This window comes from Flavobacterium granuli, assembly GCF_900129705.1.
GTDB lineage: Bacteria > Bacteroidota > Bacteroidia > Flavobacteriales > Flavobacteriaceae > Flavobacterium > Flavobacterium granuli.
The window spans coordinates 163,810-189,853 of the sequence record NZ_FQWO01000006.1; the positions used below are offsets into that span (position 1 = coordinate 163,810).

The following is a 26,044-nucleotide window of genomic DNA, read 5'->3' on the forward strand; positions in this document are numbered from 1 at the left end:
AACCTTACCGATATTTAGCTTACTGATTTTCAACAGTAAGAAGAGCGAATGTTTGGCCTTTTTTCGGCCGACATCCTTCCTGCTGTGCGCTATATCTTTTATTCTGAACACCAGAATAAAAGGATGTCGCTTCCATCAGGGCTAAAGAGGGGTTATAGTGAACATTTTAATTTATAAAAAATAAGAAATGGCATCAATTCAAGAAGCAATTAAAAAAAACATACTCATACTCGATGGAGCCATGGGAACCATGTTGCAACGCTATAATTTCTCCGAAGAAGATTTTCGTGGCGAGCGTTTCAAAGACTTTCCGCATTCTCTAAAAGGAAACAACGATTTGTTGTCGTTAACCCAACCACAAGCCATAAAAGCAGTTCATGCTGCCTATTTTGAAGCTGGAGCCGATATTGTTGAAACCAATACTTTCTCTGGAACTACCATAGGAATGGCCGACTACCATTTGGAAGATTTGGTTTATGAATTGAACTACGAATCAGCAAAATTAGCCCGTGAAGTAGCCGATGAATGGACAGCTAAAAATCCTGACAAACCTCGTTTTGTAGCGGGTTCGATAGGACCAACAAACCGTACAGCGAGTATGTCGCCGGACGTAAACGATCCTGGATATAGAGCAGTAACCTTTGATGATTTGCGCATCGCTTACAAGCAACAGGTCGAAGCCTTAATGGATGGTGGTGCTGATTTATTATTGGTGGAAACTATTTTTGATACTTTAAATGCCAAAGCAGCGCTTTTTGCCATCGAAGAAGTAAAAGACGAGCGCAATATCGATATTCCTATTATGGTTTCAGGAACAATTACCGATGCTTCCGGAAGAACACTCTCAGGTCAAACGGTAGAAGCATTTTTGATTTCGGTTTCACATATTCCCTTGTTGAGTGTAGGATTTAATTGTGCCCTTGGTGCTGATTTATTGAAACCGTATTTACAGACTTTATCACAAAATACTTCTTTCAACGTTTCGGCACATCCTAATGCAGGATTGCCAAACGCCTTTGGTGAATACGATGAAACTCCTGAGCAAATGCAGGCTTTTATCAAAGAATATTTAGACGATAATTTAGTAAATATCATAGGCGGTTGTTGCGGAACAACCCCTGAGCATATCAAGTTGATTGCTGATATCGCAAAGGATTATAAACCGAGAGTTTCAACGGCAGTGATGTAAAATTTTGATATTAGTTAGATGATAGAAGAAAGCAAGCCGGAAAAAAGCAAAACTAATCCTTGGGCTATTATTATATTTTGTGCAGCGGTACTTTTTTTATTACTTCTTAGATATTGGGACGATCATAAATACGATGATTATAGAAAAACATTTAAAGGAGAAACGATTGGGTTTGCAACAAGGTATAAGCATTTTCCTAAGTCTACTTATATAAAATATTATTTTTATAAGGATGGAAAAATTTTATCATCGATGAAAGTAACTGGGAACAATAATTTAATTCTAAAAAAATATTACAAAGTTAAATATGATTTAAAGAACCCAAGAGCAAACTATATTATTTTAAATGAAGAATTAAAACCAGATTCAATTACTCTTGTTAAAGCCGGTTTTACTAAATCGAAATATTATATATATGATGCTGGTGTGAGCTGTAAATATATAGAAAAGTCAAAATGGAAATAATTTTGTAGCTACCAGTTAGCGTGAGTGTCCCACTCGAGTCAACAAACAACGGCGGGTAAAATATTAAAAAAAATAAATACGCACGAGCGGGATGCTCGCGCTAGCAACATGAGAGTTCCATAGGAACGACCCATTTTGTAGCAACGGAATTTATTCCGTTGTTGTAAATAAAAAAATAAAAAAATGGCACAAGCAGAAAAGAGAAGAAACCTTGTATTATCAGGATTAGAGCCTTTAATCATTACGCCAGATAGCGTATTTGTAAATGTTGGTGAGAGAACCAATGTAACAGGCTCTAGAAAATTCCTTCGATTAATAAAGGAAGAAAAATACGAAGAAGCACTTAGCATTGCTAAAGAGCAAGTAGAAGGAGGCGCACAAATCATCGACATTAATATGGACGAAGGAATGCTCGATGGCGAATATGCCATGACAAAATTCCTGAACCTGATTGCTGCTGAGCCGGATATTTCTCGTGTGCCCATTATGATTGACAGCTCTAAATGGCATATTATCGAAGCGGGTTTAAAAGTGGCGCAAGGGAAATGTGTGGTAAATTCTATTTCTTTAAAAGAGGGAGAAGAGCAATTTATTCATCATGCCAAATTAATCAAACGCTACGGAGCCGCTGCCATTATCATGGCATTTGATGAGGTAGGTCAGGCCGATAATTATGAACGTCGAGTGGAAATTTGCCAGCGTTCTTATGATATTTTGGTCAACAAAGTTGGTTTTCCACCACAAGACATCATCTTCGATTTGAATATATTTCCGGTAGCAACAGGAATGGAAGAACACCGTCTTAATGCATTGGATTTCTTTAGAGGAACTAAATGGGTTCGAGAAAATCTGCCACACGCGCATATTAGTGGTGGGGTAAGTAATGTTTCGTTTTCTTTTAGAGGGAATGATACGGTACGTGAAGCAATGCACTCGGTATTCTTATATCACGCGATCCAAAATGGGATGACGATGGGAATCGTGAATCCGGAAATGCTTTCTATTTATGACGAAATTCCGAAAGATTTATTGGAACACGTTGAAGATGTAATCCTGAATAGACGCGATGATGCAACCGAAAGGTTATTGGACTTTGCCGAAAATGTAAAAGGAGATAGCAAAAACAATGAAAAAGCGATCCAAGAATGGCGTTCGGGAACAGTTCAGGAAAGAATTACGCATTCCTTGGTAAAAGGAATCGATGCGTTTATAGAAATTGATGTCGAAGAAGCTCGATTGGCGGCAACAAAACCAATTGAAGTTATCGAAATCAATTTGATGGCGGGAATGAATGTTGTGGGAGATTTATTTGGTTCCGGAAAAATGTTCTTGCCTCAGGTGGTAAAATCAGCCCGAGTAATGAAAAAAGCGGTGGCTTATCTATTGCCTTTTATCGAAGCAAGTAAGCAAGTAGGAGATAAACAAGGCAACGGTAAAATCCTGATGGCAACCGTAAAAGGGGATGTACACGACATTGGAAAAAATATTGTGTCAGTAGTTTTGGCTTGTAATAATTATGAGATTGTAGATTTAGGTGTTATGGTGGCACCTGAGAAAATTATTGCAGCGGCTATAGAACACAACGTTGATATCATTGGTTTAAGCGGATTGATTACTCCTTCGCTTGATGAAATGGTTTATTTAGCCAAGGAGTTAGACAAAAGAAACATACAGATTCCTGTAATGATAGGTGGAGCAACGACTTCACGAGCGCATACTGCCGTAAAAATAGCCCCACAATATAAATCGACTGTAATTCACGTAAATGATGCTTCTAGAGCCGTAACGGTAGCAGGTAGCTTATTGAATGGGGATAAAAAAATATATGCGGCTTCCATCCGTGAAGAATATGATGCCTTTAGAGAGACCTTTTTGAATCGTTCACGAGATAAAAATTTCTTGACTATTGAACAGGCAAGAAAGAATAAATTGCAATTGGATTGGGAAAATTACAGTCCAATCAAACCTAATTTTATTGGTACAAAAGTAATTGAAGTCGATTTGGAAACTTTGGTTCCTTATATCGATTGGACGCCATTTTTCAGAACTTGGGAATTATTTGGGAAATATCCTGCTATTTTAACTGATGAAGTTGTTGGCGAACAAGCAACCTCTGTTTTTGCCGATGCGCAGGAAATGTTGGAAGTGATTTTGAGAGAAAAGAAACTTTCAGCCAAAGGAATTTATGGGATTTTTCCGGCGAATCAAGTCAACGATGATGATATTGAATTGACAGATGAAAACGGAAAAGTATTGGAAAAATTCTTGACTTTGCGTCAGCAATCACAAAAAACGAAAGGAGCGCCAAATATCGCTTTGTCTGATTTTATTGCGCCAAAAGACAGCGGTAAAACCGATTATATGGGCGCATTCTGTGTCACTACCGGTTTTGGGGTTGACGAATGGGCTGCAGAATTTGAGAAGGATTTAGACGATTATAATTCGATTATGGTCAAAGCATTGGCAGATCGATTTGCAGAAGCTTTCGCTGAATATTTGCATGAAAGAATAAGAAAAGAAATTTGGGGTTATGCCGCCGATGAGGTTTTGAGCACCGAGGATTTAATTTCCGAAACCTATAAAGGGATTCGTCCCGCGCCGGGATATCCAGCTTGTCCGGATCATTTAGAAAAACCAACGATTTGGAAATTATTAAATGTTGAACAAGAAATTGGAGTAACCTTGACTGAAAGTATGGCGATGTGGCCGGCTTCGTCAGTTTCTGGATATTATTTTGGAAACCCAGAGAGTAAGTATTTCGGACTTGGAAAAATTAAAGAAGACCAAGTGATTGATTACGCCAAACGTAGAAGTATTTCTACAGATAAGGCCATGAAATGGTTAAATCCAAATATTGCAGACTAAATTAGTCGTAAAGTCAAAAGTCATAAAGTCAAAAGGACATGACTTTCGACCTTCGACTTTCAAACTTTAAGACTTTATAATGAAAGTAACAGAACATATAGAAAATGCCAAGGGAGAGACCTTATTTTCTTTCGAAATTATTCCGCCACAAAAAGGAAAAAGCATTCAGGAATTATACGATAATATTGATCCTTTGATGGAGTTCAAGCCACCATTTATTGATGTGACTACTTCGCGTGAAGAGTATATTTATGTTGAAAAAGGCAATGGATTATTAGATAAAAAATTAACCAGAATGCGTCCTGGAACCTTGGGAATTTGTGCTTCGATAAAACATAAGTACAATGTAGACACTGTTCCTCATGTACTTTGTGGTGGTTTTACAAAAGAAGAAACCGAGTATTTATTGGTAGATTGTCATTATTTAGGGATTAATAATGTTATGGCATTGCGCGGTGATGCGATGAAAGATGAGCAATCTTTCGTTGCTAAAGAAGGCGGGAATAACTTTGCTATTGATTTGGTTCAACAAATTAACAAGTTGAATGATGGGAAATATTTGCACGATGTAATGCATGTAGATAACAAGGCTGATTTTTGTATTGGTGTTGCGGGTTATCCCGAGAAACATTTGGAATCACCATCTTTGCTTTCCGACTTGAAAAGGCTGAAAGAGAAAGTCGATGCGGGAGCGGATTATGTGGTAACTCAAATGTTTTTTGACAACGAGAAGTATTTTCAGTTTGTTGCCAAAGCCAGAGAAATGGGCATCACAGTTCCTATTATTCCGGGAATAAAACCTCTAGCAGTACAAAGGCATTTGCAGATATTGCCACAAATTTTTCGCATTGATTTACCTGAAGATTTAATTCATGCGGTAGACCAATGCAAGAATAATACTGAAATCAGACAAGTGGGTATAGAATGGGCAATTCAGCAGTCGCTGGAGTTAAAGGCTGCCGGAGTTCCTGTTTTGCATTATTATTCTATGGGGAAATCAGAGAATATCCGCCAAATAGCTTCTAGGGTTTTTTAAGAAAATAGTAGGTTGTTGCCAAAGGATCGATTGCATTAAATATAAATTTTATTTTGGATAGGTATTTTAAAGGCTTATATTTGAATTCAATAAAAAATAAATGTAGCTATGAGATCTAATTTTTACTTCATTTTTGCTTCTTTTATTGCATTGACTTCTTGTAAAGAGGAAAGCAAAAAAGAGGTTAATAATAGTTCGACAAATGTGGTGCCCTTTTATCAGAATGTGACACCGGTTGACAATCAAGTTGCAACAACAACCGCTAATCAGCAAGGTGTAAGTACTACGACTGCAACAGCTCCAGTTTCTGTAGCTAAGGGAATGAATCCGGCTCATGGTCAACCAGGACATCGATGTGACATCCCTGTTGGAGCGCCATTGAATTCCAAAGCTGCAACGCCAACTGCCGCAAGTCCGGCTGCCGCAGCTACAACGGGTCAGGTTTCACAACAGATTAATGTACAACAGCCCGTACCGGCTTTATTGTCTACAAGCACAGCTGATACCGAAACTCCGGAAGGCATGAATCCGCCGCACGGCAAAGATGGACATCGATGTGATATAGCCGTGGGTGCTCCTTTGCCAAAAAGCTAATAAGATAGTTTTAAACTAAAATAAAAAAGCTCATTTACTCCAATTATATGGAATGTAAATGAGCTTTTCTTTTTGATGTGAAATTGAATTTCTGGAAACTATTTTTTTGTGATTTCTCTAAAAACCGCTTCCAGATTTTTATTTTTTTGATTCAGCTGAAGGGTTTTTAATCCATTGGCATTAGCAAAATCAAATACTACAGGACGCATGTCTTTGTCAGCCAGGAAAGTTAATTCCCAAATCATGTCGTGGGTGTTTTTATAAGAAGTAAGATTTTCTATTTTGGCTATAGCCTGCTCTTCAATTTTATAGTCAAATTCTACTTCAATTACTTGTTCTTTGTCGGCAGAGATTAGTTTGTCGAGTTTTTTATCGGCTACTATTCTGCCATTATTGATAATGATTACGCGGTCGCAAATCGCTTCGACTTCCTGCATGATATGCGTAGAAAGAAAAACAGTTTTGTCTTTACCGGCATTTTTAATCACATTGCGTATTTCTATCAATTGATTTGGATCTAATCCGGTTGTAGGTTCATCCAGAATCAAAACATCGGGATTGTGCAATAAAGCATTGGCAAGTCCCACACGCTGGCGATAACCTTTGGATAATTGGCCTATTTTTTTGTGGCTTTCACTCGTTAAGCCGGTGAGCTCGATTACTTCTTCGATTCGGGACTTGGGTACTTTATAAACATCGGCATTAAAGGCCAAATATTCCCTTACGTATAAATCCAGATACAGCGGATTGTGTTCCGGCAAATAGCCAATGGAAAGCTGAACCGCTTTCGGTTCTGAATTCACATCATGTCCATTAACCACAGCTTTACCTTCGTCGGCATGGATATAAGTGGTCAATATTTTCATTAGAGTAGACTTTCCGGCTCCATTTGGACCCAAGAAACCAACAATTTCTCCTTTATTTACGGAAAATGAAATACTATCTAAGGCACGTTGGCTGCCATAACTTTTGGATATGCTATTTACTTCTATTGACATGGGTGAATTATTTGTTGCAAAAGTAAACAGAAAAAGGATTGATTTGTTGTTTCTTTGTTTGCCAATTAAGGAATTTCTAAAATAAATAGTCAAAATAGGAAGTAATTCTAAGCGATTGTTTTTATTTATTTTGTAACCAATAAACTAAACTATAGAGATTATGAAGAACAAAAGTATTTTATTATTTCTTTTTCTTGGACTTTTAGTTCAAGCTCAGGAAAAATTAATGATTGATAACCGTGAGGTTGTGAGGATCGAAACCGAACTTGCTTCGGATGGAATGGAAGGAAGAGCCACTTTCACGCCTGGAATTGAGTTGGCCTCTGCTTTTATTGAAAAGGAATTTAAGAATATTGATCTTTCCTATTTTGGTAATTTGACTAATTATCGCCAGGAATTTGATGTAAAAGGGAAGCCGGCCAATAATGTAATTGGAATATTGCCCGGTAAATCCAAACCGGATGAGTATGTCATTTTTTCGGCACATTATGATCATTTGGGAATGGTAAAAGAAGGAGCGGATAGAATTTATAATGGAGCCAATGATGATGCTTCGGGAACAACGGCTGTAATTGCCTTGGCAAAATACTTCAAAGAGTTGAACCAAAACGAGAGAACTATTATTTTTGTAGCTTTTACAGCAGAAGAAATAGGCGGTTTTGGCTCTAAATTTTTCTCAGAAAAGATGGATCCCGCAAAAGTGGTCGCCATGTTTAATATCGAAATGATTGGAACAGAAAGTAAATGGGGCAAAAATTCAGCCTACATAACTGGATTTGAGAAAACTGATTTTGGAACTATTTTACAGAAAAATTTAGAAGCTACTGATTTTAATTTTTATGCTGATCCGTATCCAAAAGAGCAACTTTTTTATCGTTCAGATAACGCACGATTGGCTGCTCAAGGAGTTCCTGCACATACTATTTCAACTTCCAAAATGGATGTAGAGGCTAATTATCATAAATTGAGCGATGAGGTATCGACTTTAGACCTGGATAATATGACCGAAATTATAACGGCAATTGCCATCAGTTCGCAAACTATCATTAGCGGGCAAGATACTCCTTCAAGAGTAAAAAAATAGAAAAAATTGTCGTTGTAAAAGAAGAAGAATTATTTTTTAGTTCTGAAAGTCCTTATTAAGCCCCTGATTATATGATATTTTATCAGTAAATTTTTAATGATTGTATAATTTAAAACTAGTTTTATCGAGAATTCTTTTTTTGTTTGATAAAATGCAAATTTTTTTTTGGTGAGCTGGAAATAATTTATACATTCGCATAGAATTTAATGCAAAAAACACAAAACAAAATGTTAGATAACCGATTTTATTTTAGCAATTCTTATTATTTCTTCTGGGAACAGGGTAGGGATTGTCGTATGGTTATTTAATTCAAAAATTAAATTGATAATTATAAATATACAATCCCGATGCAAATCGGGATTTTTTTTTGCCTAATTTTTTACAAAATGAATAATAAAGTTGCAATACAAGGAATAAAAGGATCTTTTCATCATCAGGTGGCACAAGAATATTACGATCAAAATGTAATAGTAGACGAATGTTTGTCTTTTGAGGAGTTGGTAGATAGCTTACTTTCAGGCAAATCAGATCAGGCGGTTATGGCGATAGAAAATTCTATTGCGGGACCAATTATTCCAAATTATGCTTTGATTGACAAAAATAATTTACACATAATAGGAGAGCATTATTTGAGAATTCACCAAAATTTGATGGCCTTAAAAGGTCAGAAAATAGAAGATATTCAGGAAGTACATTCGCATCCTATGGCTATTTTGCAATGTATGGATTTCTTGAAACAGTATCCAAATATAAAATTAGTTGAAGATAAAGATACAGCTGAAACGGCTCGAAGAATTCAGGAAAAACAACTAAAAGGAATTGCTGCAATTGCCAGTAAAACGGCTGCTGAAATGTATGATTTAGAGATTTTGGCTCCGGAAATCCAAACCATTAAAAATAACATGACGCGTTTTGTTATTATAAAAAAGGAAAATTCGTTTGTACCGGAAAATGAAATTAGAAGAGCTTCTATCAAATTTGAATTGGATCACAAACGTGGAAGTTTAGCGGCTGTTTTGAATGTGATGAGTGATTGTAAAATGAATTTGACTAAAATACAATCGCTTCCCAAAATTGAAACCCCTTGGAAATATTCCTTTTTTGTGGATGTGACTTTCGAAAAATACGAAGATTATGCCAAAGCAAAATCCTTATTGCAAATCATGGCCGAGTATTTCAAAGTGTTGGGAGAATATAAAAACACAAAGCCCTAATTAGACATAAAGTTGAAAGCCCAGAGCTGATAAATATAAAATAGAAAAATGATCACAACAGCGAAACGATTAGATATAATTGAAGAATATTATTTTTCATCGAAGTTAAGAGAAGTAAGGCAGCTGGCTGCAGAAGGAAAGCCAATTATCAATATGGGAATTGGAAGCCCGGATTTGAGTCCTTCACAATCAGTTGTAGATGCGATTCAAGAGGCAATGCAGGATGTGAATGCACACCAGTATCAAAGCTATCAAGGATTACCTGAGTTGAGAAAAAGCATGGCCGATTTTTATCAGAATAACTTCAATGTAGAATTGAATCCCAATACGGAGATTTTGCCATTGATGGGATCCAAGGAAGGGATAATGCATATTTCATTGGCATTCTTGAATGAAGGAGACCATGTTTTGATTCCAAATCCGGGTTATCCTACTTATACATCGGTGACTAATTTAGTAGGAGCTGTGCCTGTATATTATGATTTGACGGAAGCCAATAATTGGGAGCCTGACTTTGAAGCTTTGGAAAAATTAGATTTATCCAAAGTGAAAATCATGTGGATTGGTTATCCGCACATGCCAACAGGAGCAAGAGGAAGTCTGGCTTTATTTGAAAAGTTAGTGGCTTTCGCCAAAAAGCATCAAATATTATTGATTAATGACAATCCGTATAGTTTTGTTTTGAATGATAATCCAATGAGTTTGTTGCAGATTTCTGGGGCGAAAGAAGTAGTTTTAGAATTAAATTCTTTGAGCAAGACTTTCAATATGGCGGGCTGGAGAGTTGGAATGGTTTTAGGAAATGCAGCTTGTATTGATGCGGTTTTGAAAGTAAAAAGCAATATGGACAGCGGAATGTTTTTTGGAATTCAAAAAGGAGCGATTGCTGCATTAAACAGTGATAAATCCTGGTTTGAATCCATGAATGAAATCTATAAAAAACGCCGAGTTTTAACGGAAGTGTTGGCCGAAAAATTGGGATGTAAAGTGTATAAAGAAGGAGTTGGACTGTTTGTTTGGGCTAAATTGCCAGAAGGAATAATATCAGCTGAAGCGTTTATCGACCAGATTTTGCACGAAAAACATATTTTCGTTGCGCCTGGGACTATTTTTGGTAGTAACGGGGAAGGTTATATTCGATTTGCATTATGTGTAAAGGAAGAAAAAGTACAAGAAGCAATTGATAGATTTTAATTAAAATGAAAATTTACGTAATAGGAATAGGATTGATAGGCGGTTCGATGGCATTAGATATCAAGAAATTGTATCCTGAAGCTACAGTTTGCGGCATTGATGCTAATGAAGGCCATTTGCAGGAAGCCATCGCTTTAGGAGTGGTTGATGTTGCCGGAAAGATGGAAGATTTGACTACGGCTGATTTTGTGATTGTATCAGTTCCTGTAGATGTGGCTATGGTTGTTTTACCAGCTGTATTGGAAGCTATAGGTGATGATACGATTGTTTTTGAGGTGGGTTCTACCAAAGCGCCAATTTGCGAAGCGGTGGCCAATCATCCTAGAAGACGCAATTTTATTGCCACACATCCTATTGCGGGAACAGAATTCTCAGGACCGTCGGCAGCAATTCATGGTTTGTTTCAAGGGAAAACCAATATTATTTGCGAAGTGGAACGTACGGCTTTTAAATTACAGGAAAAGGCATTGGATCTTTTTAAAGCTATCGGGATGAGAATTCGTTATATGGATCCCAAATCACATGATAAACACATCGCTTATGTATCGCATTTATCGCACATCAGTTCGTTTATGTTGGGTAAAACCGTAATTAATAAGGAAAAACACGAACAGGATATTTTTGATATGGCAGGTTCCGGATTTGAAAGTACTGTTCGTTTGGCTAAAAGTTCCCCAGCAATGTGGACGCCCATTTTTAAACAAAACAGGAAACAGGTCGTAAAAACATTGGAAGAATATATTTCTAATTTGACCCAGTTTAAGGATTTGTTGATAAATGAGGATTATGCCGCAATTTATGAAGAAATGGAAAGTGTAAATAGAATTAAAGAAATATTGAACGGGATAAATATCAAGAAATAGAGAAACGATCCCATAAAGAGAAAACAAACTAAAAATTATAAATAAACTAAAAACTATTAAAATGGAAAATACAAAAGAAATGAGAACGTGGTTGAATGACTTCAATTTAACTCACCCTCTAGTAATAGCAGGACCTTGTAGTGCAGAAACAGAAGAACAAGTATTGAAAATTGCTCATGAGTTGAAAGATTCAGATGTAAGCATTTTTAGAGCAGGAATTTGGAAACCAAGAACACGCCCAGGAGGATTTGAAGGTGTGGGTGAAATAGGATTGAAATGGTTGCAAAAAGCCAAAGCTGAAACAGGTTTATTGATGGGGACTGAAGTGGCCACTGCTGCTCATTGTAAATTAGCTTTAGAGCATGATATTGATGTGTTATGGGTGGGTGCCCGTACAACTGCAAACCCATTTGCTGTTCAAGAAATTGCTGATACATTAGCAGGAACTGATAAAATTGTTTTGATTAAAAATCCGGTAAATCCTGATATGGCTTTGTGGTTGGGAGGCGTAGAACGTTTACATGCTGCTGGAATAAAAAAATTAGGAGTGATTCATAGAGGCTTTTCAACTTATGAAAAAACAAAATACAGAAACATTCCAGAATGGCAAATTGCTATTGACTTGCAAAATAAATTTCCTGATTTACCATTAATCATTGATCCTTCTCATATTACGGGAAATAGAGACATGATTCTTGAAGTAACACAAGAAGCTTTGAATTTAAATTATGACGGTATGATTATCGAAACACATACTGATCCTGATAATGCGTGGAGTGATGCTGCGCAGCAAGTGACTCCAGATGCTTTGAAACAAATTTTCAAAGATCTAAGAGTAAGAAAACAAGATGATGTTTCGGATGAGTACACTCAAAAAATGAAAAAATTGAGAGCGAATATCGATGTTTTGGATACGAATTTATTAGACTTGTTAGGAAAGCGTATGAAAGTGGCCGACGAAATAGGTCAGGTAAAAAAAGACGCTAACGTTGCGGTACTTCAAAACACACGTTGGAATGAAATTTTAGGAAAAATGATTCTTGAAGGAGAAAAAAGAGGCTTAACAGAAGAGTTTGTTCTTAGAATGTTCAAAGCCATTCACCAAGAAAGTATTGGTCACCAAGAAAAAATTGTAAACGCTTAGTTTATTCACGTCTTAATAAATCAATCTCCACTTTTTTAGAAAATCGTGGAGATTTTTTATTTTAGACTTCGTCAAAAAATTAAAAATTAAATTTTAAACTTGTTGAAACAATATTTTACCTTTGCCGCATGACAGGACTCGTATACAAATCTACAGGAAGTTGGTACACAGTAAAATCAGAACAAGGTGATTTTATTGAATGCCGTATGAAAGGGAAGTTTAGGATTAAAGGAATAAAAAGCACCAATCCTATTGCAGTGGGAGATATTGTGGACTATGAACTGGAATCCTCTTCAGATACAGTGACTGGGACCATTCATAACATTCACGAAAGAAAGAATTATATTGTTCGAAAATCGGTGAATTTATCCCATCAGATGCACATTATTGCCTCTAATATTGATCGGGTATTTTTGTTGGTAACGATAAATAATCCACCAACAACATTCAATTTTATTGACCGTTTTTTGGTTACTGCCGAAGCTTATGGAATCGAAACGATTTTGGTTTTTAATAAAATCGATACTTTGGATGAAGTTACCCTAGACGAGCAATTGTATATGCAGCATGTATATCAGGAAATAGGTTATAAATGCTTGCGCGTTTCTTCAACTCAGGGAAAAGGAATTGAGGAGTTGAAAGAAATGATGATAGGTAAAGTGAGTATGTTTTCCGGGCATTCCGGCGTTGGAAAATCGACTTTGGTGAATGCTCTGGAACCTTCTTTGCACCTTAAAACAAAAGTAATTTCTGAAGCTAGCAAACAAGGACAGCATACCACGACTTTTGCCGAGATGTATGATTTGTCTTTTGATGCCAAAATCATCGATACTCCGGGAATCAAAGGTTTTGGAATCGTAGATATGGAAAAAGAAGAAGTCAGCGGTTATTTTCCTGAATTTTTCAAATTGAAAGACCAATGTAAATTCAATAATTGCCTGCATAAAGAAGAGCCGCATTGCGCAGTCAAAAAAGCTTTAGAGAAAGACGAAATCGCTTGGTCCCGTTATAATAGTTATCTTAAAATACTAGAAGGCGAGGATGAGAATTACCGTACTGATATTCACAATGAAGATCGCGCTGCCAGCGATGAATCCAGAAAATAATAGTCCAAAGTCTTAAAGTAAAATGAAAAAAGACTTTAGGCTTTAGAATCTTAAGACTTAGATCATGAAAATTGTTATTCAAAGAGTTTCCTCGGCTTCCGTAACGATCGAGAATAAAGTAGTAGCCGATATACAAAAAGGACTATTGATTTTACTTGGTATCGAAGATGCCGATGCCCAAGAAGATATCAATTGGCTTTGCCAAAAAGTAGCCAATCTTCGCATTTTTGGTGATGAAAATGATGTAATGAATTTATCAATCAAAGATTGCGATGGAGATATTATTGTCGTGAGCCAATTTACGCTTCATGCCAGCACTAAGAAAGGAAATCGTCCATCTTATATTAAAGCAGCAAAACCAGAAGTGGCTATTCCATTATATGAAAGTTTTGTAAAACATCTCGAAAAAGAATTTGGTAAAAAAGTGCAGACCGGAGTTTTTGGTGCCGATATGAAAGTGTCACTTTTGAATGATGGCCCAGTAACAATTGTAATTGATTCTAAAAACAAAGGATAAATATATCTTATATTAAAAGGCTGTTTTTTTTAGTGTTTTTTATTTATTAAGTGTTATTTTCTTGATTGTCAGTTATTTGTTGTTTTTGATAAAATTCTAGTGTTTTTAAATTGTGTTTTATTTTTTACTTTTGAGGTAATTGAAGTAAAGATCCCAAATCTATTAATTTAATAACCTAAAATTTTGGCAAAAATCAAACACGCGAGTGCTTATGATGTAATTGATCATGTGGCTACAACTGCGAAAAAAAAGAAAGTAATGCATCTTTCTTCTCAGGAAGAAGAATTTAATGGCGAGTTTTTAAAAATAAATAATGAAGAGTTAATCAATTTTGGTACTTGTGGTTATTTAGGATTAGAAAAGCATCCGCATATTTTAGAGAAGAGTCGTAATTTATTAGATCGATATGGCTCTCATTTCTCTATTTCAAGAACATACGTAAAAGCATCCTATCAAGATGAATTAGAAAATTTGATCAGTAAAATTTTTGACAATCATCCTGTCATAACATTTACTTCTACCTCGGTTGCCCATCAATCGGTAATAGGGACTATTATACAACCCAGTGATTTAATTATTCTAGACCAACAAGTACATTATAGTGTACAATATCCATGTCAATTTGCAAAATTGCAGGGTACAATGGTCAAAATGATTCGTCATAACAACATGGAAATGTTGGAAGAATTTATCAAAAGAGGTTATAACCAATACGACAAGATTTGGTATATGGCCGATGGAGTGTATTCTATGTACGGTGATTTGCCTCATAAAACGGAGCTTCTTTATTTGCTGGAAAAATATCCAAAACTTCATTTGTATTTTGACGATGCACATGGTGTGGGATGGACAGGTAAAAATGGTTGTGGAAGTGTATTTGAACACTTCAAGCATAGCGAAAGGGTGATTTTAATGAGTACGTTGGCCAAAGGTTTTGGATGTATCGGAGGAATTGCCGTTTTCAATGATGCCGAAATGCACCGAAAAGTTAATATTTATGGAGGGATTCTTGCCTATACACATCCTTTGTCTCCATCTAATGTTGGTGCAGCCATTGGCGCGGCAGAACTTTTACTCTCAGATAAGATTCATGTCTATCAAAAGGAATTGAAGGATTCGATGGAGTATTTGAATCTGAAATTAGAAGAGCTTAATTTGACCAACACCTCTTCAAACGAAACTCCCATTTATTTTATAGGGACGGGTTCTGTGAAGGTAGCTCAAAATTTGGTTCAGCGTGTTTTGGCTGATGGATTGTATGTGAATACGGCGACATTCCCAGTTGTGCCAAATGATAAAACAGGATTGCGATTTACGCTCACAAGACACAATACAAAGGCTCATATTGACCAATTAGTAAATTCGATAGGTAGAAATTTTCATATTGCAGTTGATGAAGAAAATGAAGATTTAGAAAAAATCTATAAGACATTTAATGTTCCTTTTAAAGGGAAAAACACTGTAAAAACAGTTGGGTCAGAGAATATTTTTGTAGAAGTCTATAATAGTATTAATGAAATAGACGTTACAATATGGGATAATCTGTTTAAGGATAATGGGAGTTATTCTCATAACGGCTTGCAATGCATCGAAGAGATTTTCTCAAATAATGAAAAAATAGAAGAAAATTGGGGATTCCATTATGTGATTATTAAAGATGAGAATGATGAAGTGATATTGGCGACATTTTTCACAAGTGCACTTTATAAAGACGACATGTTGTCGCTGGAAAATATTTCTAAGCAAATTGAAAAACAAAGAGAGCAGGATCCTTATTATTTATGTTCAAAAACATTGGCCATGGGTTCGTTGTTCACGGAAGGGAAACATTTGTTTGTCAATGAAAAACATCCTTTGGTGAATGAAGCTTTGAGTGGATTTTTCATTGAGGTCGAAAAATTAAAAAAAGCTACTGATTCAACTGTGGTACTTTTAAGAGATTTTCAGTCCGATTTTAAATATATGGAATGTTTTGAAAACGAGGGCTTTGTTAAAATAAATATGCCAAACGTAAATATAATTCCGATTCAAAGCTGGAAAACAAACGAAGAATTTCTCGGTCAGATTCCGTCAAAAAACAATAAAAGAAATATTGAAAGATATGTTTTAAAATATGAAGATCAATTCGACATTACGTTTAAAAATACAATAACAAGTCAAGAAGCGGAACATTATTATAATTTATTTCAAAACGTTAAAAAAGACAATCATGCCGTTAATTATTTTAAATATCCGACCAAGATTACCCAAATTCTGTCTAAATATGAGGATTGGGAATTTATGGACATTAAATTAAAAGGAGGTAATGAGACCATCTGCTGCGCTTGGTCATTCAGGGGAGACAAGCATTATTCCCCATTGATTATGGGATTGAATTATGAATATGTTGAGTCAATGAATCTTTATAAACAAGCCATTTTTCAATTGGTAAAAAGAGCCAATTATTTAAATAAAGAAAAAGTGTTTTTAGGATATTCTGCTGATTATGAAAAGCAAAAATATGGAGCAAACACCATTTCTTTATATGCCTTTATTAAATTAGATGATACTTTTAATATGGAATTAATAGAGTCAATGGCGAATATAAAAAAAGGATAATAGATGACAGAATTAGAGAATGAATTTATCCGTTTTTGGATTGACGATGGGATTTTGTACAGTGAATTTAAATGTGAAGTGCATTTTGATTTGGATAAAATAAAACAATTAATAGAAATGAGACATGCGATTTCGAATAATGTCAATCAATATTGGTGTTATGATGTTAAAGAAGGAACTGGTTTTCCAAAAGAATGCAGAGATTATGCGGATGTTTATGGTCAAGATTTCTTATTTGCATGTGCATTAGTTATCAATTCACATATTCAAAAATTTTTATTTAATACATTTTTAAAATTAAAAAAATCAAAAATTCCGTTTCAGACATTCACAAACAAAGAAAAAGCAATAGAATGGCTCATGGAAATAAAAGCAAAAAATGAACAAGCTTGATTTTTGTGCTTTTTTTAAAAGGATATAAATTGATAAGATTAAAAGAATAATTAAATGACTAAACTAGAGGAAGTATTAGTTTTGGTTCGTTCAATCAATGAAGATGAGTTTCAGGAACAACTTACAAATGGAAATAGTTTGGACGATGTTTATAAAGAATTACTTTTTTTGGCTGAAAAAATTGAATCTAAAAAGAAAAGAACCAACATTATAATTGAGCATATATCAAATTGTTATGCGGGAGATTTTTTTAATTATTTGCCAATTTCGGATGCCCAGGATGAATTAGATGTTTTCTGTATGGGATTCAATACCTATATTGAAGAATTAAAAGCAGTTATGGTTTCTAAAAATTTATTGGAAACTATTAATAAAAAATTAGTCGAAGAAAAGGAACGTTCGGAACAATTAGCGATGGCAAGAGATGAATTCTTGTCAAGTATGAGTCATGAAATCCGTACACCACTTAATGGTATATTGGGTTTTACGGATTTATTGCTAGGAAATTCTTCTTTAGATGCCGAGAGTAAAAAACAATTGGACTATATAAAGATATCGGGTGATATTTTACTGGTAATTATCAACGATATTTTGGATTTGGCAAAAATTGAGTCGGGACAAATTACACTCTATGAAAAACCCTTCGATTTATCAAAACTCACCCAGCTTATTTACGACACTTTTGCTAGCAAGATAGAAGGAAAAGAAATTGATTTTAAAATTTCAATCGATAAAAAAGTCCCGGCAATACTTAATGGCGATTCCATTCGAGTCTCTCAAATATTATTTAATTTAATTAGTAATGCCGTTAAATTTACTCCTGTAAAAGGAAAAATTAGACTGAAAATTAAGTTTAATGGAGAAGAGGCAGGCTTCCAGCACATAAAAGTGACAGTAAAAGACTCTGGAATAGGAATCCCTTCGGATAAGATAGAAGCTATTTTTGAACCATTCATTCAAGTAAGCAATGATACGGCCAGAAAATATGATGGAACAGGATTGGGACTGACGATTATCAAAAAAATTATCAGTATCATGGATGGTGATATTCAGGTGAAAAGTAAGCTGAATGTGGGTACTAAATTTATAGTAAACTTACCTTTTGTTAAAGGAATTCCTAATGGAGAGAATATAAAATCAATTAAAAATAATAGTAAGTCAGTTCACGCTATTGATACTGGTGAAAGAATAAAAGTTCTTTTAGCCGAAGATAATCGTATAAATCAAATTTTAGTACAAAAAGTGCTTTCAAAATTTAATTTTGAATGTGTTACCGTAGGCAATGGGAGCTTAGCTGTTGAGGCAGTTATTAATGGAGATTTTGATGTTATTTTGATGGATATAATGATGCCAATAATGAATGGTTATGAAGCCACTTCGATTATTCGTAACTTGGAAGATCAGACAAAAAAAAACATTCCCATTATTGCATTAAGTGCAGTAGTGACTGGATCAGTTGTAGAAGCTTGTTCTTCTACAGGAATAGATAGGTATTTATCCAAACCTTTCAAATCAGAAGAATTGTATAACGTTATAATTGAATTGGTCCATAAAGGAGATGATCTTTAATGTTTTATTTCAAAGTTTTTTATTGATTTGGAAATGACCATTTACAGCTAGAATAATTGCCCAAATGTAGAAGTTGAATTTTTGAAAAGATTTAAAAGGAATCTTTCTGTTACCTTTGTATTTCTAATTGCCATTTTTATCTCAATATCTGTGAAATGACTTTGAAACAAAATTTTCAAAATATAAATTCGACTTACAAAAGAGAAATGATATTGGATGGTATTGTTAATTTGGAGGATTTAATGAACTCGATTGTTATTGATGCTAAAGAAGGTAAAAGCAGAGTCACTGCAAGAGAATCTAATTTAGGCTTAGAAATAGTAAAACAAATCGAGAACAGATTTGACCTGACTTTTGTTCCTGAAAAAGAAAATGGCAATCTGTGTTTTGTTAATAATAATGATGAGCTTCGGGATGAGTTTGTGCAAAGTTTTTCTCCTATTGACGTTTTGGATTACCTTTATGCCGTTTTGCATTCGACAAAAAGTAAAAATGTACACCAAGCTTTCTTGGAAATGGATTTTTCGAAAATTTCATATCCAAAGACAATTTCAGGATTTAGATCCTTGACGGTTTTAGGTCGCAAGTTGCGCCAGATTCATTTGCTCGAAAGCTCAAAAGTTAACTTGGCAGAAACGGTCCGATTAACGAAAGCCATTGACGCTGTAGATATAATTGATTGTGAAACAAAATTATAAAAAATAATAATTGAGGAATGCTTCGTTCCTCGCAATGATAGACCAATGAACCTGAAAAATTCCCAACTGGAAGTAGATAACTGGATAAAAGAACACGGGGTTCGTTATTTTAACGAACTGACCAATATGGCGCAACTGACTGAGGAAGTTGGTGAAGTAGCCCGTATCATCGCACGACGTTACGGGGAACAATCTGAGAAAGAAAGCGATAAAAATAAAGACCTTGGCGAAGAATTAGCCGATGTGGTTTTTGTGGTTTTGTGTTTGGCAAATCAAACGGGGATCGATTTGCAAGCTGCTTTCGATAAAAAGATGGATTTAAAATCAGTTAGAGATAAGGATCGTCACAAAAACAACGATAAACTGAAATAATTTGTGGATTTTAAATTATGAATTATAAATATGGAGTGGTAAATTGCGGGCTTGAATTATGCGGACCATAATTCATAATTCATCACTCATAACTACAACATGAATTTACTGTTACAAACTACCCATTCTAATTTAAAAGCTGAAATTGCCGTTACCGGCTCAAAAAGCGAAACCAACCGATTATTATTATTACAAGCTTTGTTCCCAAATGTTAGCTTAGCCAATACCTCCAACTCTGATGACAGTGAGGTAATGCAAAAAGCGTTAAAAGGAAATGAAGAAATAATTGATATTCATCATGCGGGAACCGCAATGCGTTTTCTTACCGCTTATTTTGCTGTACAGGAAGGGCGCGAGGTGGTATTAACCGGTTCTGCCAGAATGCACGAACGTCCCGTGAAAATTTTAGTGGAAGCTTTAGAACAGTTGGGAGCTAAAATTTCTTATGAAAAAGAAGTAGGCTATCCGCCAATTCGTATCAGAGGGCAAAAAATCACCGCTTCCAAAGTAACACTAGCAGCTAATGTTAGTAGCCAATATATTTCGGCCCTGCTGTTGATTGCTCCAAAACTTGAAAACGGTTTAGAATTAGTATTAGAAGGCGAAATTACTTCTGTTCCTTATATCAAAATGACATTAGCTCTGCTGAATGATTTAGATGTTAAAACCAGTTTTGAAGGAAATATTATTAAAGTGTTTCCAAAGCAAGAAGTGGAAACTAAGGAAATGACGGTAGAATCCGATTGGAGCTCAGCTTCCTATTTCTTCAGTTTGGCTGCTTTGTCGAGTCAGTCTTCGATTTCATTGACTAGTTATAAAGAAACAAGTTTGCAGGGTGATTCTGCTTTGGTTGACATTTATAAAAAAATGGGAGTGGAAACACAATTCGAAGGAAATAAAATTACTTTGACTAAACAAAAGGATTTTAAGTTTGAAACGATAAACTTAGAATTAAATAACACGCCGGATATTGCTCAAACCATTGTTGTGACTTGTCTTGGACTCGGAATTGGCTGTCATTTAACGGGTTTACATACTTTAAAAATCAAAGAAACTGACAGACTTGAAGCGCTGAGAATTGAGTTGACAAAATTGGGAGCCAATATAACGGTTACCAATGATAGTTTGACCCTGATTGCGTCAAACAATATCAATCATAATGTAAAAATAGCGACCTATAATGACCATAGAATGGCAATGGCATTTGCTCCTTTGGCATTAAAAGTGCCTATAATCATCGAAAATGCCGAAGTAGTTTCGAAATCTTATCCTGATTTTTGGGAAGATATGAAGAAATTAGGATTTATAATTTCAGAAACAGAGGTGTAAATCTCAATGTTTGCGGGGCTAAATAGCTGAAAATGTGGTGCTTTTTGACTTGGTGTTTAAATTAAACATCAAAACACTTGACAACGCCTATCTCACAGTCGTATATTTGCACCAGCTTAGTTATTTGATTTTCAATTAACTTTTTGTCGGCCTAAGCACGGTCGAAGGCTTAACTTTTAATAAAAATAAATAAATGAAATTATCACATTTTCAATTTGATTTACCTAAAGAACTTTTAGCAGAATTTCCTGCTGAGAATAGAGATGAAGCTCGTCTGATGGTTATTGATCGTAAAAAACAAACTATCGAACATAAAATGTTCAAAGATGTTATTGATTATTTTGACGATGGTGATGTTTTAATTTTAAATAACACCAAAGTTTTTCCTGCACGTTTGTACGGAAATAAAGAAAAAACCGGAGCAAGAATTGAAGTTTTCTTACTTAGAGAATTAAATGCAGAACAACGTCTTTGGGACGTTTTGGTAGATCCGGCCCGTAAAATCAGAATTGGTAATAAATTGTATTTCGGAGATGATGATTCATTAGTAGCGGAGGTTATTGATAATACAACTTCTCGTGGAAGAACATTGCGTTTCCTTTATGATGGTTCTTATGAAGAATTCAGAAACAAATTAACTGAGCTTGGAGAAACTCCAATCCCAAAATACATAAGCAGAGACGTAACTCCGGAAGATGCGGAACGTTACCAAACTATCTATGCTAAAGAAGAAGGAGCTGTTGCGGCGCCAACTGCTGGTTTGCACTTTTCTAAGCATTTGATGAAAAAACTGGAAATTAAAGGAGTTAAGTTTGCTGAGGTGACTCTTCACGTAGGTTTAGGAACTTTTAACCCGGTTGAGGTTGAGGATTTGTCTAAACACAAAATGGATTCTGAGGAATTAAAAATTACTCAAGAAGCCTGTGATATCGTCAATGAAGCTAAAGCGAAAAAGAAACGTATTTGTACCGTAGGAACTACATCAATGCGTGCCGTTGAAAGTTCTGTTTCTTCACAAAACACATTAAATCCTTTTGATGGTTGGACGAACAAATTTGTTTTCCCTCCTCATGATTTTACAATACCAACTTGTATGATTACTAATTTTCATACTCCAAAATCTACTTTATTAATGATGGTTTCTGCATTTTGTGGTCACGATTTAATGAAGAAAGCGTATGAGGAAGCAATCAAAGAAAAATACAAATTTTACTCTTACGGTGACGCGATGTTAATCATCTAAATTCACTTATAAAGGTTAATTCATAAATCTCGTCAGCAATGGCGAGATTTTTTTATGTCTTGATAGTTGCAATAGTCCTATATTTCGAAGTTTTTTAGTGTGATATTTCCACAGATTTCGCTGTTGGATATTCTAAATCAAAAATTTCAATCTACTTGGTAAACTAATTTTACAGTAATGGTAGCCGTTTTGTTTTTGGAACTGGTATTGAATGAACCGCCATAAGAATAATCTTCGGAGGAGTTTTGTCCTATAATTTGAAAAACACCCATATCGGATTTCTTTAAATTCCCTAAATCAGCATTGGCATTTTCGGCAATACTTTGCGCTCTTGTACTGGCGTCTTTTGTGGCTTCGGCAATCATTTTTATTTTTAATTCGGCAAGCTTGGTATAATAATACTCAGGCGCATTCGAATAAAACTCGACTCCAGCATTGATTAGTTCACTGGATTGTCTGGATATATCTTCAATTTTATTTACTTCTTTGGACTGAATGCTTACGTTTTGAGTTAGCGTAAATCCGGTAAATAAATTTTGTCTGATGCTTCCGTTTTCATTATAAGTGGTCTCATAATCTTTGTTGAAATTAATGGCCGAAAATATGATATCAGCAGACGGGATTCCTTTGTTTAGTAAGTAGGTTTTAATTTTTTCGCGGTCAGCATCCAATGAGGTATAGGCTTCTTTCAAGGTACTGCTTTTTTTAGAGAAAGAACCTTTCCAAACAATTAAATCAGATATGAAATCTGTTTTTCCCAGGCCGGTAACGCTAATGGTATCATTGCTTCTATTCCTGTTCTGGAAAGCATTGGCAAACAAGAAAGCTGATATTACGACAGCTATCGATAGGATAATTGCATTTAGATTATTTTTAAGCATAAAAACAGGAGTTAAGTTACAATCAAATATAGTTAAAATTCAGAGTCAAATAACTTGTGTTTTTAGGAAATTCTTAATTTTCACAATAGTACATTGTTGAAGCTACAAAATAAAGTGGTTACGCTTTGTGTCAAAATAAATATTGGTTATTTTTACAAAACAAAAAAAGAATGATGATTTTCGAAAATACCAAAGAATTTGCACAAGGACTTGATTCGCAAGATAAATTAAGTAAATATAGAGATGAATTTATTTTTCCAAAAGTGAATGGAGAAAAGGTGATTTATTTCACAGGAAATTCATTGGGTTTGCAACCCAAACGCACCAAAGCCTATATTGATGAAGTCATGAATGACTGGGCTGAGCTCGCAGTAGAAGGGCATTTTTATGCCGATAAACCTTGGTGGGATTATCAAGAACGTTTTGCTGAACCATTGAGTAAGATAGTGGGCGCATTGCCATCTGAGGTAACGGTGATGAATACTTTGACGGTAAATCTTCACTTGTTGATGGTTTCTTTTTATAGACCAACAAAATCAAGATACAAGATTATTTGCGAAGAAAAAGCTTTTCCTTCAGATCAATATATGTTTCAAAGCCAAGTTCATTTTCATGGTTTTAAACCTGAGGAGGCGATTGTTGAAATTAAACGTCGAGATGGGGAACACAACATCCGCTTGGAAGATATTTTGGCTAAAATTGAAGAAGTGGGAGAGGAGTTGGCTTTAATTTTAATAGGCGGAGTTAATTATTATACAGGTCAGGTTTTTGACATGAAAACGATAACTGCTGCCGGACATCAGGTTGGAGCAAAAGTGGGATGGGATTTGGCTCACGCAGCGGGAAATATAAAATTAGAACTTCATGATTGGAATGTAGATTTTGCGGCTTGGTGCAGTTATAAGTATATGAATTCAGGACCTGGAAATGCTTCGGGTTGCTTTGTACATGAGAGACATCATAACGATTCTGAATTGCCAAGATTTGCCGGTTGGTGGGGACATAACAAGGAACGTCGTTTTAAGATGGAACCGGTTTTTGACCCTGTTCATGGTGCTGACGGTTGGCAAATCAGTAATTTGCCGGTACTTTCGTTAGCTCCTTATTTAGCCTCTGTAGAAATGTTTGATGAGATAGGAATGGACGCTTTAATCGAAAAAAGAGATAAAATCACTTCTTATCTGGAGTTTATTCTTCACGAAATTGATAAGGAAGTCGATAGCAGTTTTGAAATTATTACACCAACAAATCAATCTGAAAGAGGATGCCAATTATCGGTTTTACTTCATGGGGAAGGACGCAGTTTGTTTGATTATTTAATGAAAAGTGGCGTAATTACAGATTGGAGAGAACCAAACGTTATTCGTTTAGCGCCTGTTCCTTTGTATTGTTCTTATGAGGATATGTACAATTTTGGGCAAATATTAAAAACAGGAATACTGAAATAGTCTAAGATTTTAGTAATTATATAAGTTTTGCGTATAATTATATAACTTAAAATAGTACGCTATGGGTTTACTTTGTAAAATAAAATATAAAAAAATATGAAAGCATTATACTTGTTGTTATTAGCTGTTGTTATAATTTCTTGTAAAGATCAAGGAAAAATGGATAGTCAGGCCGCAAAGCAAGAAACTATTGATTCTATGAAAGTAGAAATTGAAAAGCAAAAAGTCATTGATTCAATGAAAGTTGAAATGGCTAAAGTTGAATCTCAAAAAGAGGTTGTTATTGTTCAGCAACCTTCGACTTCAGCTCCAGCCGCCACTGCAAAGAAAAAAGCTTGGAGTAATACTGCAAAAGGAGCTGTAATTGGAGCAGGTGTAGGAGCTGCAACTGGAGCTATTATTAGCAAGAAAAAAGGACAGGGCGCTATAATTGGAGGTTTAGCTGGTGCTGGTGTAGGTGCAGGGACCGGAGCAATTATTGACGGAAGTAAGAAATAATATAATAATCCATAAAAAAAGGGCTTTTGAATCATGTGTTCAAAAGCCCTTTTTTTATGGATTATTGTCCTGATTTTATTCTATTTTAAGAATGATTTTGTTGGGGTATCTTTTCTTGCATACTGAAATCGATCAATTAATTTGGGCAAGCAGTATCCATCTAGCCCATTTAGAGCAACTACATTTCCTTTGTCAATTTGCAACCATCCATCATCGTGTCTTAAGTTTTCTTCAAAAAAAATATTTTCTATGGAGGCGATAACATGGATCGTATCGTTTTCTGCAATATAGTATTCGTTTACATATTTACAATAAAGTTGTATTGGGCTCCCTTTTGCAAAAGGAATGCTTATATGTTCTTTATATTCTTCTTCTAAATTCGTCTTTTCAAATTCAGAAATGCCAGGTGCATAATTTGCTGAAGTATGATGAGCATCAGCAATCATCGATTCTGTTACATGATTAACAGTGAAATATCCCGTTTCTTTGATGTTCTTATAAGTGTCTCTTGGTACTGTAGTTGGTCGGACGATGAATCCTATTAAAGCGGGATCACTTCCTAGGTGAGTTACACTGCTAAAAATCGCAATATTGGATTTGCCATCGATTGATTGAGTTGCGATTAAATTTGCTGATTTATATCCGGTACAAGAGTTGATTAAATTCAATCTTTCTATTCTTTCCATCTTGGAAAAATCTTCTGTTGATAGTTGTTTCATTTTTTGTTTTAGACAAACATACGTTTT

Annotated in this window: 24 protein-coding genes; 21 read left to right on the forward strand and 3 right to left on the reverse strand. The window is 35.1% G+C overall.

Annotated elements, in window-relative coordinates:
- Positions 1-187 precede the first annotated feature (187 nt).
- The 5 genes from BUB25_RS09980 (at position 188) to BUB25_RS10000 (ending at position 6,149) form a co-directional block, all read left to right on the forward strand.
- On the forward strand, positions 188-1,189 hold the full coding sequence (locus BUB25_RS09980) for a homocysteine S-methyltransferase family protein (RefSeq protein ID WP_072943713.1): 1,002 nt from the start codon (positions 188-190) through the stop codon (positions 1,187-1,189).
- A gap of 18 nt (positions 1,190-1,207) precedes the next feature.
- Positions 1,208-1,654: a hypothetical protein gene (locus BUB25_RS09985; RefSeq protein WP_072943715.1), complete on the forward strand. Its 447-nt coding sequence runs from the start codon at positions 1,208-1,210 to the stop codon at positions 1,652-1,654.
- A 183-nt stretch (positions 1,655-1,837) separates the two neighbouring features.
- Positions 1,838-4,519: a methionine synthase gene (gene metH, locus BUB25_RS09990; protein ID WP_072943718.1), complete on the forward strand. Its 2,682-nt coding sequence runs from the start codon at positions 1,838-1,840 to the stop codon at positions 4,517-4,519.
- A gap of 79 nt (positions 4,520-4,598) precedes the next feature.
- Positions 4,599-5,555: a methylenetetrahydrofolate reductase [NAD(P)H] gene (gene metF / locus BUB25_RS09995; protein WP_072943720.1), complete on the forward strand. Its 957-nt coding sequence runs from the start codon at positions 4,599-4,601 to the stop codon at positions 5,553-5,555.
- 108 nt (positions 5,556-5,663) lie between these two features.
- The gene (locus tag BUB25_RS10000) at positions 5,664-6,149 is read left to right on the forward strand and encodes a hypothetical protein (RefSeq protein ID WP_072943722.1); all 486 of its coding nucleotides are present in this window, start codon (positions 5,664-5,666) and stop codon (positions 6,147-6,149) included.
- 98 nt (positions 6,150-6,247) lie between these two features.
- On the opposite strand, the gene gldA is transcribed toward BUB25_RS10000, so the two are convergent.
- The gene (gldA, locus tag BUB25_RS10005; RefSeq protein ID WP_072943724.1) at positions 6,248-7,147 is read right to left on the reverse strand and encodes a gliding motility-associated ABC transporter ATP-binding subunit GldA; all 900 of its coding nucleotides are present in this window, start codon (positions 7,145-7,147) and stop codon (positions 6,248-6,250) included.
- Positions 7,148-7,307: 160 nt separating this feature from the next.
- Here gldA and BUB25_RS10010 point away from each other — a divergent pair, with 160 nt between their 5' ends.
- From BUB25_RS10010 to queA, 14 genes are all read left to right on the forward strand, one after another.
- Complete coding sequence (locus BUB25_RS10010) at positions 7,308-8,231, forward strand: M20/M25/M40 family metallo-hydrolase (protein WP_072943727.1); 924 nt, start codon at positions 7,308-7,310, stop codon at positions 8,229-8,231.
- A gap of 386 nt (positions 8,232-8,617) precedes the next feature.
- Positions 8,618-9,445 carry a prephenate dehydratase gene (locus BUB25_RS10015; RefSeq protein ID WP_072943741.1) on the forward strand — a complete coding sequence of 276 codons (828 nt, stop codon included), beginning with the start codon at positions 8,618-8,620 and terminating at the stop codon, positions 9,443-9,445.
- Positions 9,446-9,493: 48 nt separating this feature from the next.
- Positions 9,494-10,639, forward strand: a complete 1,146-nt coding sequence (locus BUB25_RS10020; RefSeq protein ID WP_072943745.1) for a pyridoxal phosphate-dependent aminotransferase — start codon at positions 9,494-9,496, stop codon at positions 10,637-10,639.
- A gap of 5 nt (positions 10,640-10,644) precedes the next feature.
- A complete protein-coding gene (locus tag BUB25_RS10025) occupies positions 10,645-11,502 on the forward strand; it encodes a prephenate dehydrogenase (protein ID WP_072943747.1) in 858 nt (285 codons plus the stop codon).
- 61 nt (positions 11,503-11,563) lie between these two features.
- On the forward strand, positions 11,564-12,646 hold the full coding sequence (locus BUB25_RS10030; RefSeq protein ID WP_072943750.1) for a bifunctional 3-deoxy-7-phosphoheptulonate synthase/chorismate mutase type II: 1,083 nt from the start codon (positions 11,564-11,566) through the stop codon (positions 12,644-12,646).
- Between the two features lie 128 nt (positions 12,647-12,774).
- Positions 12,775-13,752 (forward strand): ribosome small subunit-dependent GTPase A, encoded by a 978-nt coding sequence (gene rsgA / locus BUB25_RS10035; protein WP_072943752.1) that lies wholly within the window; start codon positions 12,775-12,777, stop codon positions 13,750-13,752.
- A 64-nt stretch (positions 13,753-13,816) separates the two neighbouring features.
- Positions 13,817-14,269, forward strand: coding sequence for a D-aminoacyl-tRNA deacylase (dtd, locus tag BUB25_RS10040; protein ID WP_072943754.1), 453 nt, complete (start codon positions 13,817-13,819; stop codon positions 14,267-14,269).
- A 183-nt stretch (positions 14,270-14,452) separates the two neighbouring features.
- Complete coding sequence (locus tag BUB25_RS10045) at positions 14,453-16,867, forward strand: aminotransferase class I/II-fold pyridoxal phosphate-dependent enzyme (protein ID WP_072943756.1); 2,415 nt, start codon at positions 14,453-14,455, stop codon at positions 16,865-16,867.
- Between the two features lie 3 nt (positions 16,868-16,870).
- Positions 16,871-17,260 carry a DUF7793 family protein gene (locus tag BUB25_RS10050; RefSeq protein ID WP_072943758.1) on the forward strand — a complete coding sequence of 130 codons (390 nt, stop codon included), beginning with the start codon at positions 16,871-16,873 and terminating at the stop codon, positions 17,258-17,260.
- Positions 17,261-17,314: 54 nt separating this feature from the next.
- Positions 17,315-18,829 (forward strand): ATP-binding protein, encoded by a 1,515-nt coding sequence (locus BUB25_RS10055; RefSeq protein WP_072943767.1) that lies wholly within the window; start codon positions 17,315-17,317, stop codon positions 18,827-18,829.
- 155 nt (positions 18,830-18,984) lie between these two features.
- Positions 18,985-19,527, forward strand: coding sequence for a type ISP restriction/modification enzyme (locus BUB25_RS10060; protein WP_072943769.1), 543 nt, complete (start codon positions 18,985-18,987; stop codon positions 19,525-19,527).
- A gap of 45 nt (positions 19,528-19,572) precedes the next feature.
- Positions 19,573-19,899: a nucleotide pyrophosphohydrolase gene (locus tag BUB25_RS10065; protein WP_072943771.1), complete on the forward strand. Its 327-nt coding sequence runs from the start codon at positions 19,573-19,575 to the stop codon at positions 19,897-19,899.
- Between the two features lie 99 nt (positions 19,900-19,998).
- On the forward strand, positions 19,999-21,228 hold the full coding sequence (gene aroA / locus BUB25_RS10070; protein WP_072943774.1) for a 3-phosphoshikimate 1-carboxyvinyltransferase: 1,230 nt from the start codon (positions 19,999-20,001) through the stop codon (positions 21,226-21,228).
- Between the two features lie 193 nt (positions 21,229-21,421).
- The gene (gene queA, locus BUB25_RS10075) at positions 21,422-22,471 is read left to right on the forward strand and encodes a tRNA preQ1(34) S-adenosylmethionine ribosyltransferase-isomerase QueA (RefSeq protein WP_072943776.1); all 1,050 of its coding nucleotides are present in this window, start codon (positions 21,422-21,424) and stop codon (positions 22,469-22,471) included.
- Positions 22,472-22,617: 146 nt separating this feature from the next.
- Here the strand turns inward: queA and BUB25_RS10080 are convergent, their stop codons facing one another.
- On the reverse strand, positions 22,618-23,352 hold the full coding sequence (locus tag BUB25_RS10080) for an SIMPL domain-containing protein (protein WP_072943778.1): 735 nt from the start codon (positions 23,350-23,352) through the stop codon (positions 22,618-22,620).
- A 173-nt stretch (positions 23,353-23,525) separates the two neighbouring features.
- Between BUB25_RS10080 and kynU the strand changes: the two genes are divergently transcribed.
- Entirely contained in the window at positions 23,526-24,800 is a 1,275-nt protein-coding gene (kynU, locus tag BUB25_RS10085) for a kynureninase (RefSeq protein ID WP_072943780.1), read from the forward strand.
- Positions 24,801-24,896: 96 nt separating this feature from the next.
- Entirely contained in the window at positions 24,897-25,298 is a 402-nt protein-coding gene (locus tag BUB25_RS10090) for a YMGG-like glycine zipper-containing protein (RefSeq protein WP_072943783.1), read from the forward strand.
- A gap of 80 nt (positions 25,299-25,378) precedes the next feature.
- Here the strand turns inward: BUB25_RS10090 and BUB25_RS10095 are convergent, their stop codons facing one another.
- On the reverse strand, positions 25,379-26,017 hold the full coding sequence (locus tag BUB25_RS10095; RefSeq protein WP_072943785.1) for a flavin reductase family protein: 639 nt from the start codon (positions 26,015-26,017) through the stop codon (positions 25,379-25,381).
- Between the last annotated feature and the right edge of the window lie 27 nt (positions 26,018-26,044).

Bases quoted from the DNA above. Each gene is read 5' to 3' on its own strand.
- BUB25_RS09980 (WP_072943713.1), top strand. From the start codon at position 188: ATGGCATCAATTCAAGAAGCAATTAAAAAAAACATACTCATACTCGAT.
- BUB25_RS09985 (WP_072943715.1), top strand. From the start codon at position 1,208: ATGATAGAAGAAAGCAAGCCGGAAAAAAGCAAAACTAATCCTTGGGCT.
- metH (WP_072943718.1), top strand. From the start codon at position 1,838: ATGGCACAAGCAGAAAAGAGAAGAAACCTTGTATTATCAGGATTAGAG.
- metF (WP_072943720.1), top strand. From the start codon at position 4,599: ATGAAAGTAACAGAACATATAGAAAATGCCAAGGGAGAGACCTTATTT.
- BUB25_RS10000 (WP_072943722.1), top strand. From the start codon at position 5,664: ATGAGATCTAATTTTTACTTCATTTTTGCTTCTTTTATTGCATTGACT.
- gldA (WP_072943724.1), bottom strand. From the start codon at position 7,147: ATGTCAATAGAAGTAAATAGCATATCCAAAAGTTATGGCAGCCAACGT.
- BUB25_RS10010 (WP_072943727.1), top strand. From the start codon at position 7,308: ATGAAGAACAAAAGTATTTTATTATTTCTTTTTCTTGGACTTTTAGTT.
- BUB25_RS10015 (WP_072943741.1), top strand. From the start codon at position 8,618: ATGAATAATAAAGTTGCAATACAAGGAATAAAAGGATCTTTTCATCAT.
- BUB25_RS10020 (WP_072943745.1), top strand. From the start codon at position 9,494: ATGATCACAACAGCGAAACGATTAGATATAATTGAAGAATATTATTTT.
- BUB25_RS10025 (WP_072943747.1), top strand. From the start codon at position 10,645: ATGAAAATTTACGTAATAGGAATAGGATTGATAGGCGGTTCGATGGCA.
- BUB25_RS10030 (WP_072943750.1), top strand. From the start codon at position 11,564: ATGGAAAATACAAAAGAAATGAGAACGTGGTTGAATGACTTCAATTTA.
- rsgA (WP_072943752.1), top strand. From the start codon at position 12,775: ATGACAGGACTCGTATACAAATCTACAGGAAGTTGGTACACAGTAAAA.
- dtd (WP_072943754.1), top strand. From the start codon at position 13,817: ATGAAAATTGTTATTCAAAGAGTTTCCTCGGCTTCCGTAACGATCGAG.
- BUB25_RS10050 (WP_072943758.1), top strand. From the start codon at position 16,871: ATGACAGAATTAGAGAATGAATTTATCCGTTTTTGGATTGACGATGGG.
- BUB25_RS10055 (WP_072943767.1), top strand. From the start codon at position 17,315: ATGACTAAACTAGAGGAAGTATTAGTTTTGGTTCGTTCAATCAATGAA.
- BUB25_RS10060 (WP_072943769.1), top strand. From the start codon at position 18,985: ATGACTTTGAAACAAAATTTTCAAAATATAAATTCGACTTACAAAAGA.
- BUB25_RS10065 (WP_072943771.1), top strand. From the start codon at position 19,573: ATGAACCTGAAAAATTCCCAACTGGAAGTAGATAACTGGATAAAAGAA.
- aroA (WP_072943774.1), top strand. From the start codon at position 19,999: ATGAATTTACTGTTACAAACTACCCATTCTAATTTAAAAGCTGAAATT.
- queA (WP_072943776.1), top strand. From the start codon at position 21,422: ATGAAATTATCACATTTTCAATTTGATTTACCTAAAGAACTTTTAGCA.
- BUB25_RS10080 (WP_072943778.1), bottom strand. From the start codon at position 23,352: ATGCTTAAAAATAATCTAAATGCAATTATCCTATCGATAGCTGTCGTA.
- kynU (WP_072943780.1), top strand. From the start codon at position 23,526: ATGATTTTCGAAAATACCAAAGAATTTGCACAAGGACTTGATTCGCAA.
- BUB25_RS10090 (WP_072943783.1), top strand. From the start codon at position 24,897: ATGAAAGCATTATACTTGTTGTTATTAGCTGTTGTTATAATTTCTTGT.
- BUB25_RS10095 (WP_072943785.1), bottom strand. From the start codon at position 26,017: ATGAAACAACTATCAACAGAAGATTTTTCCAAGATGGAAAGAATAGAA.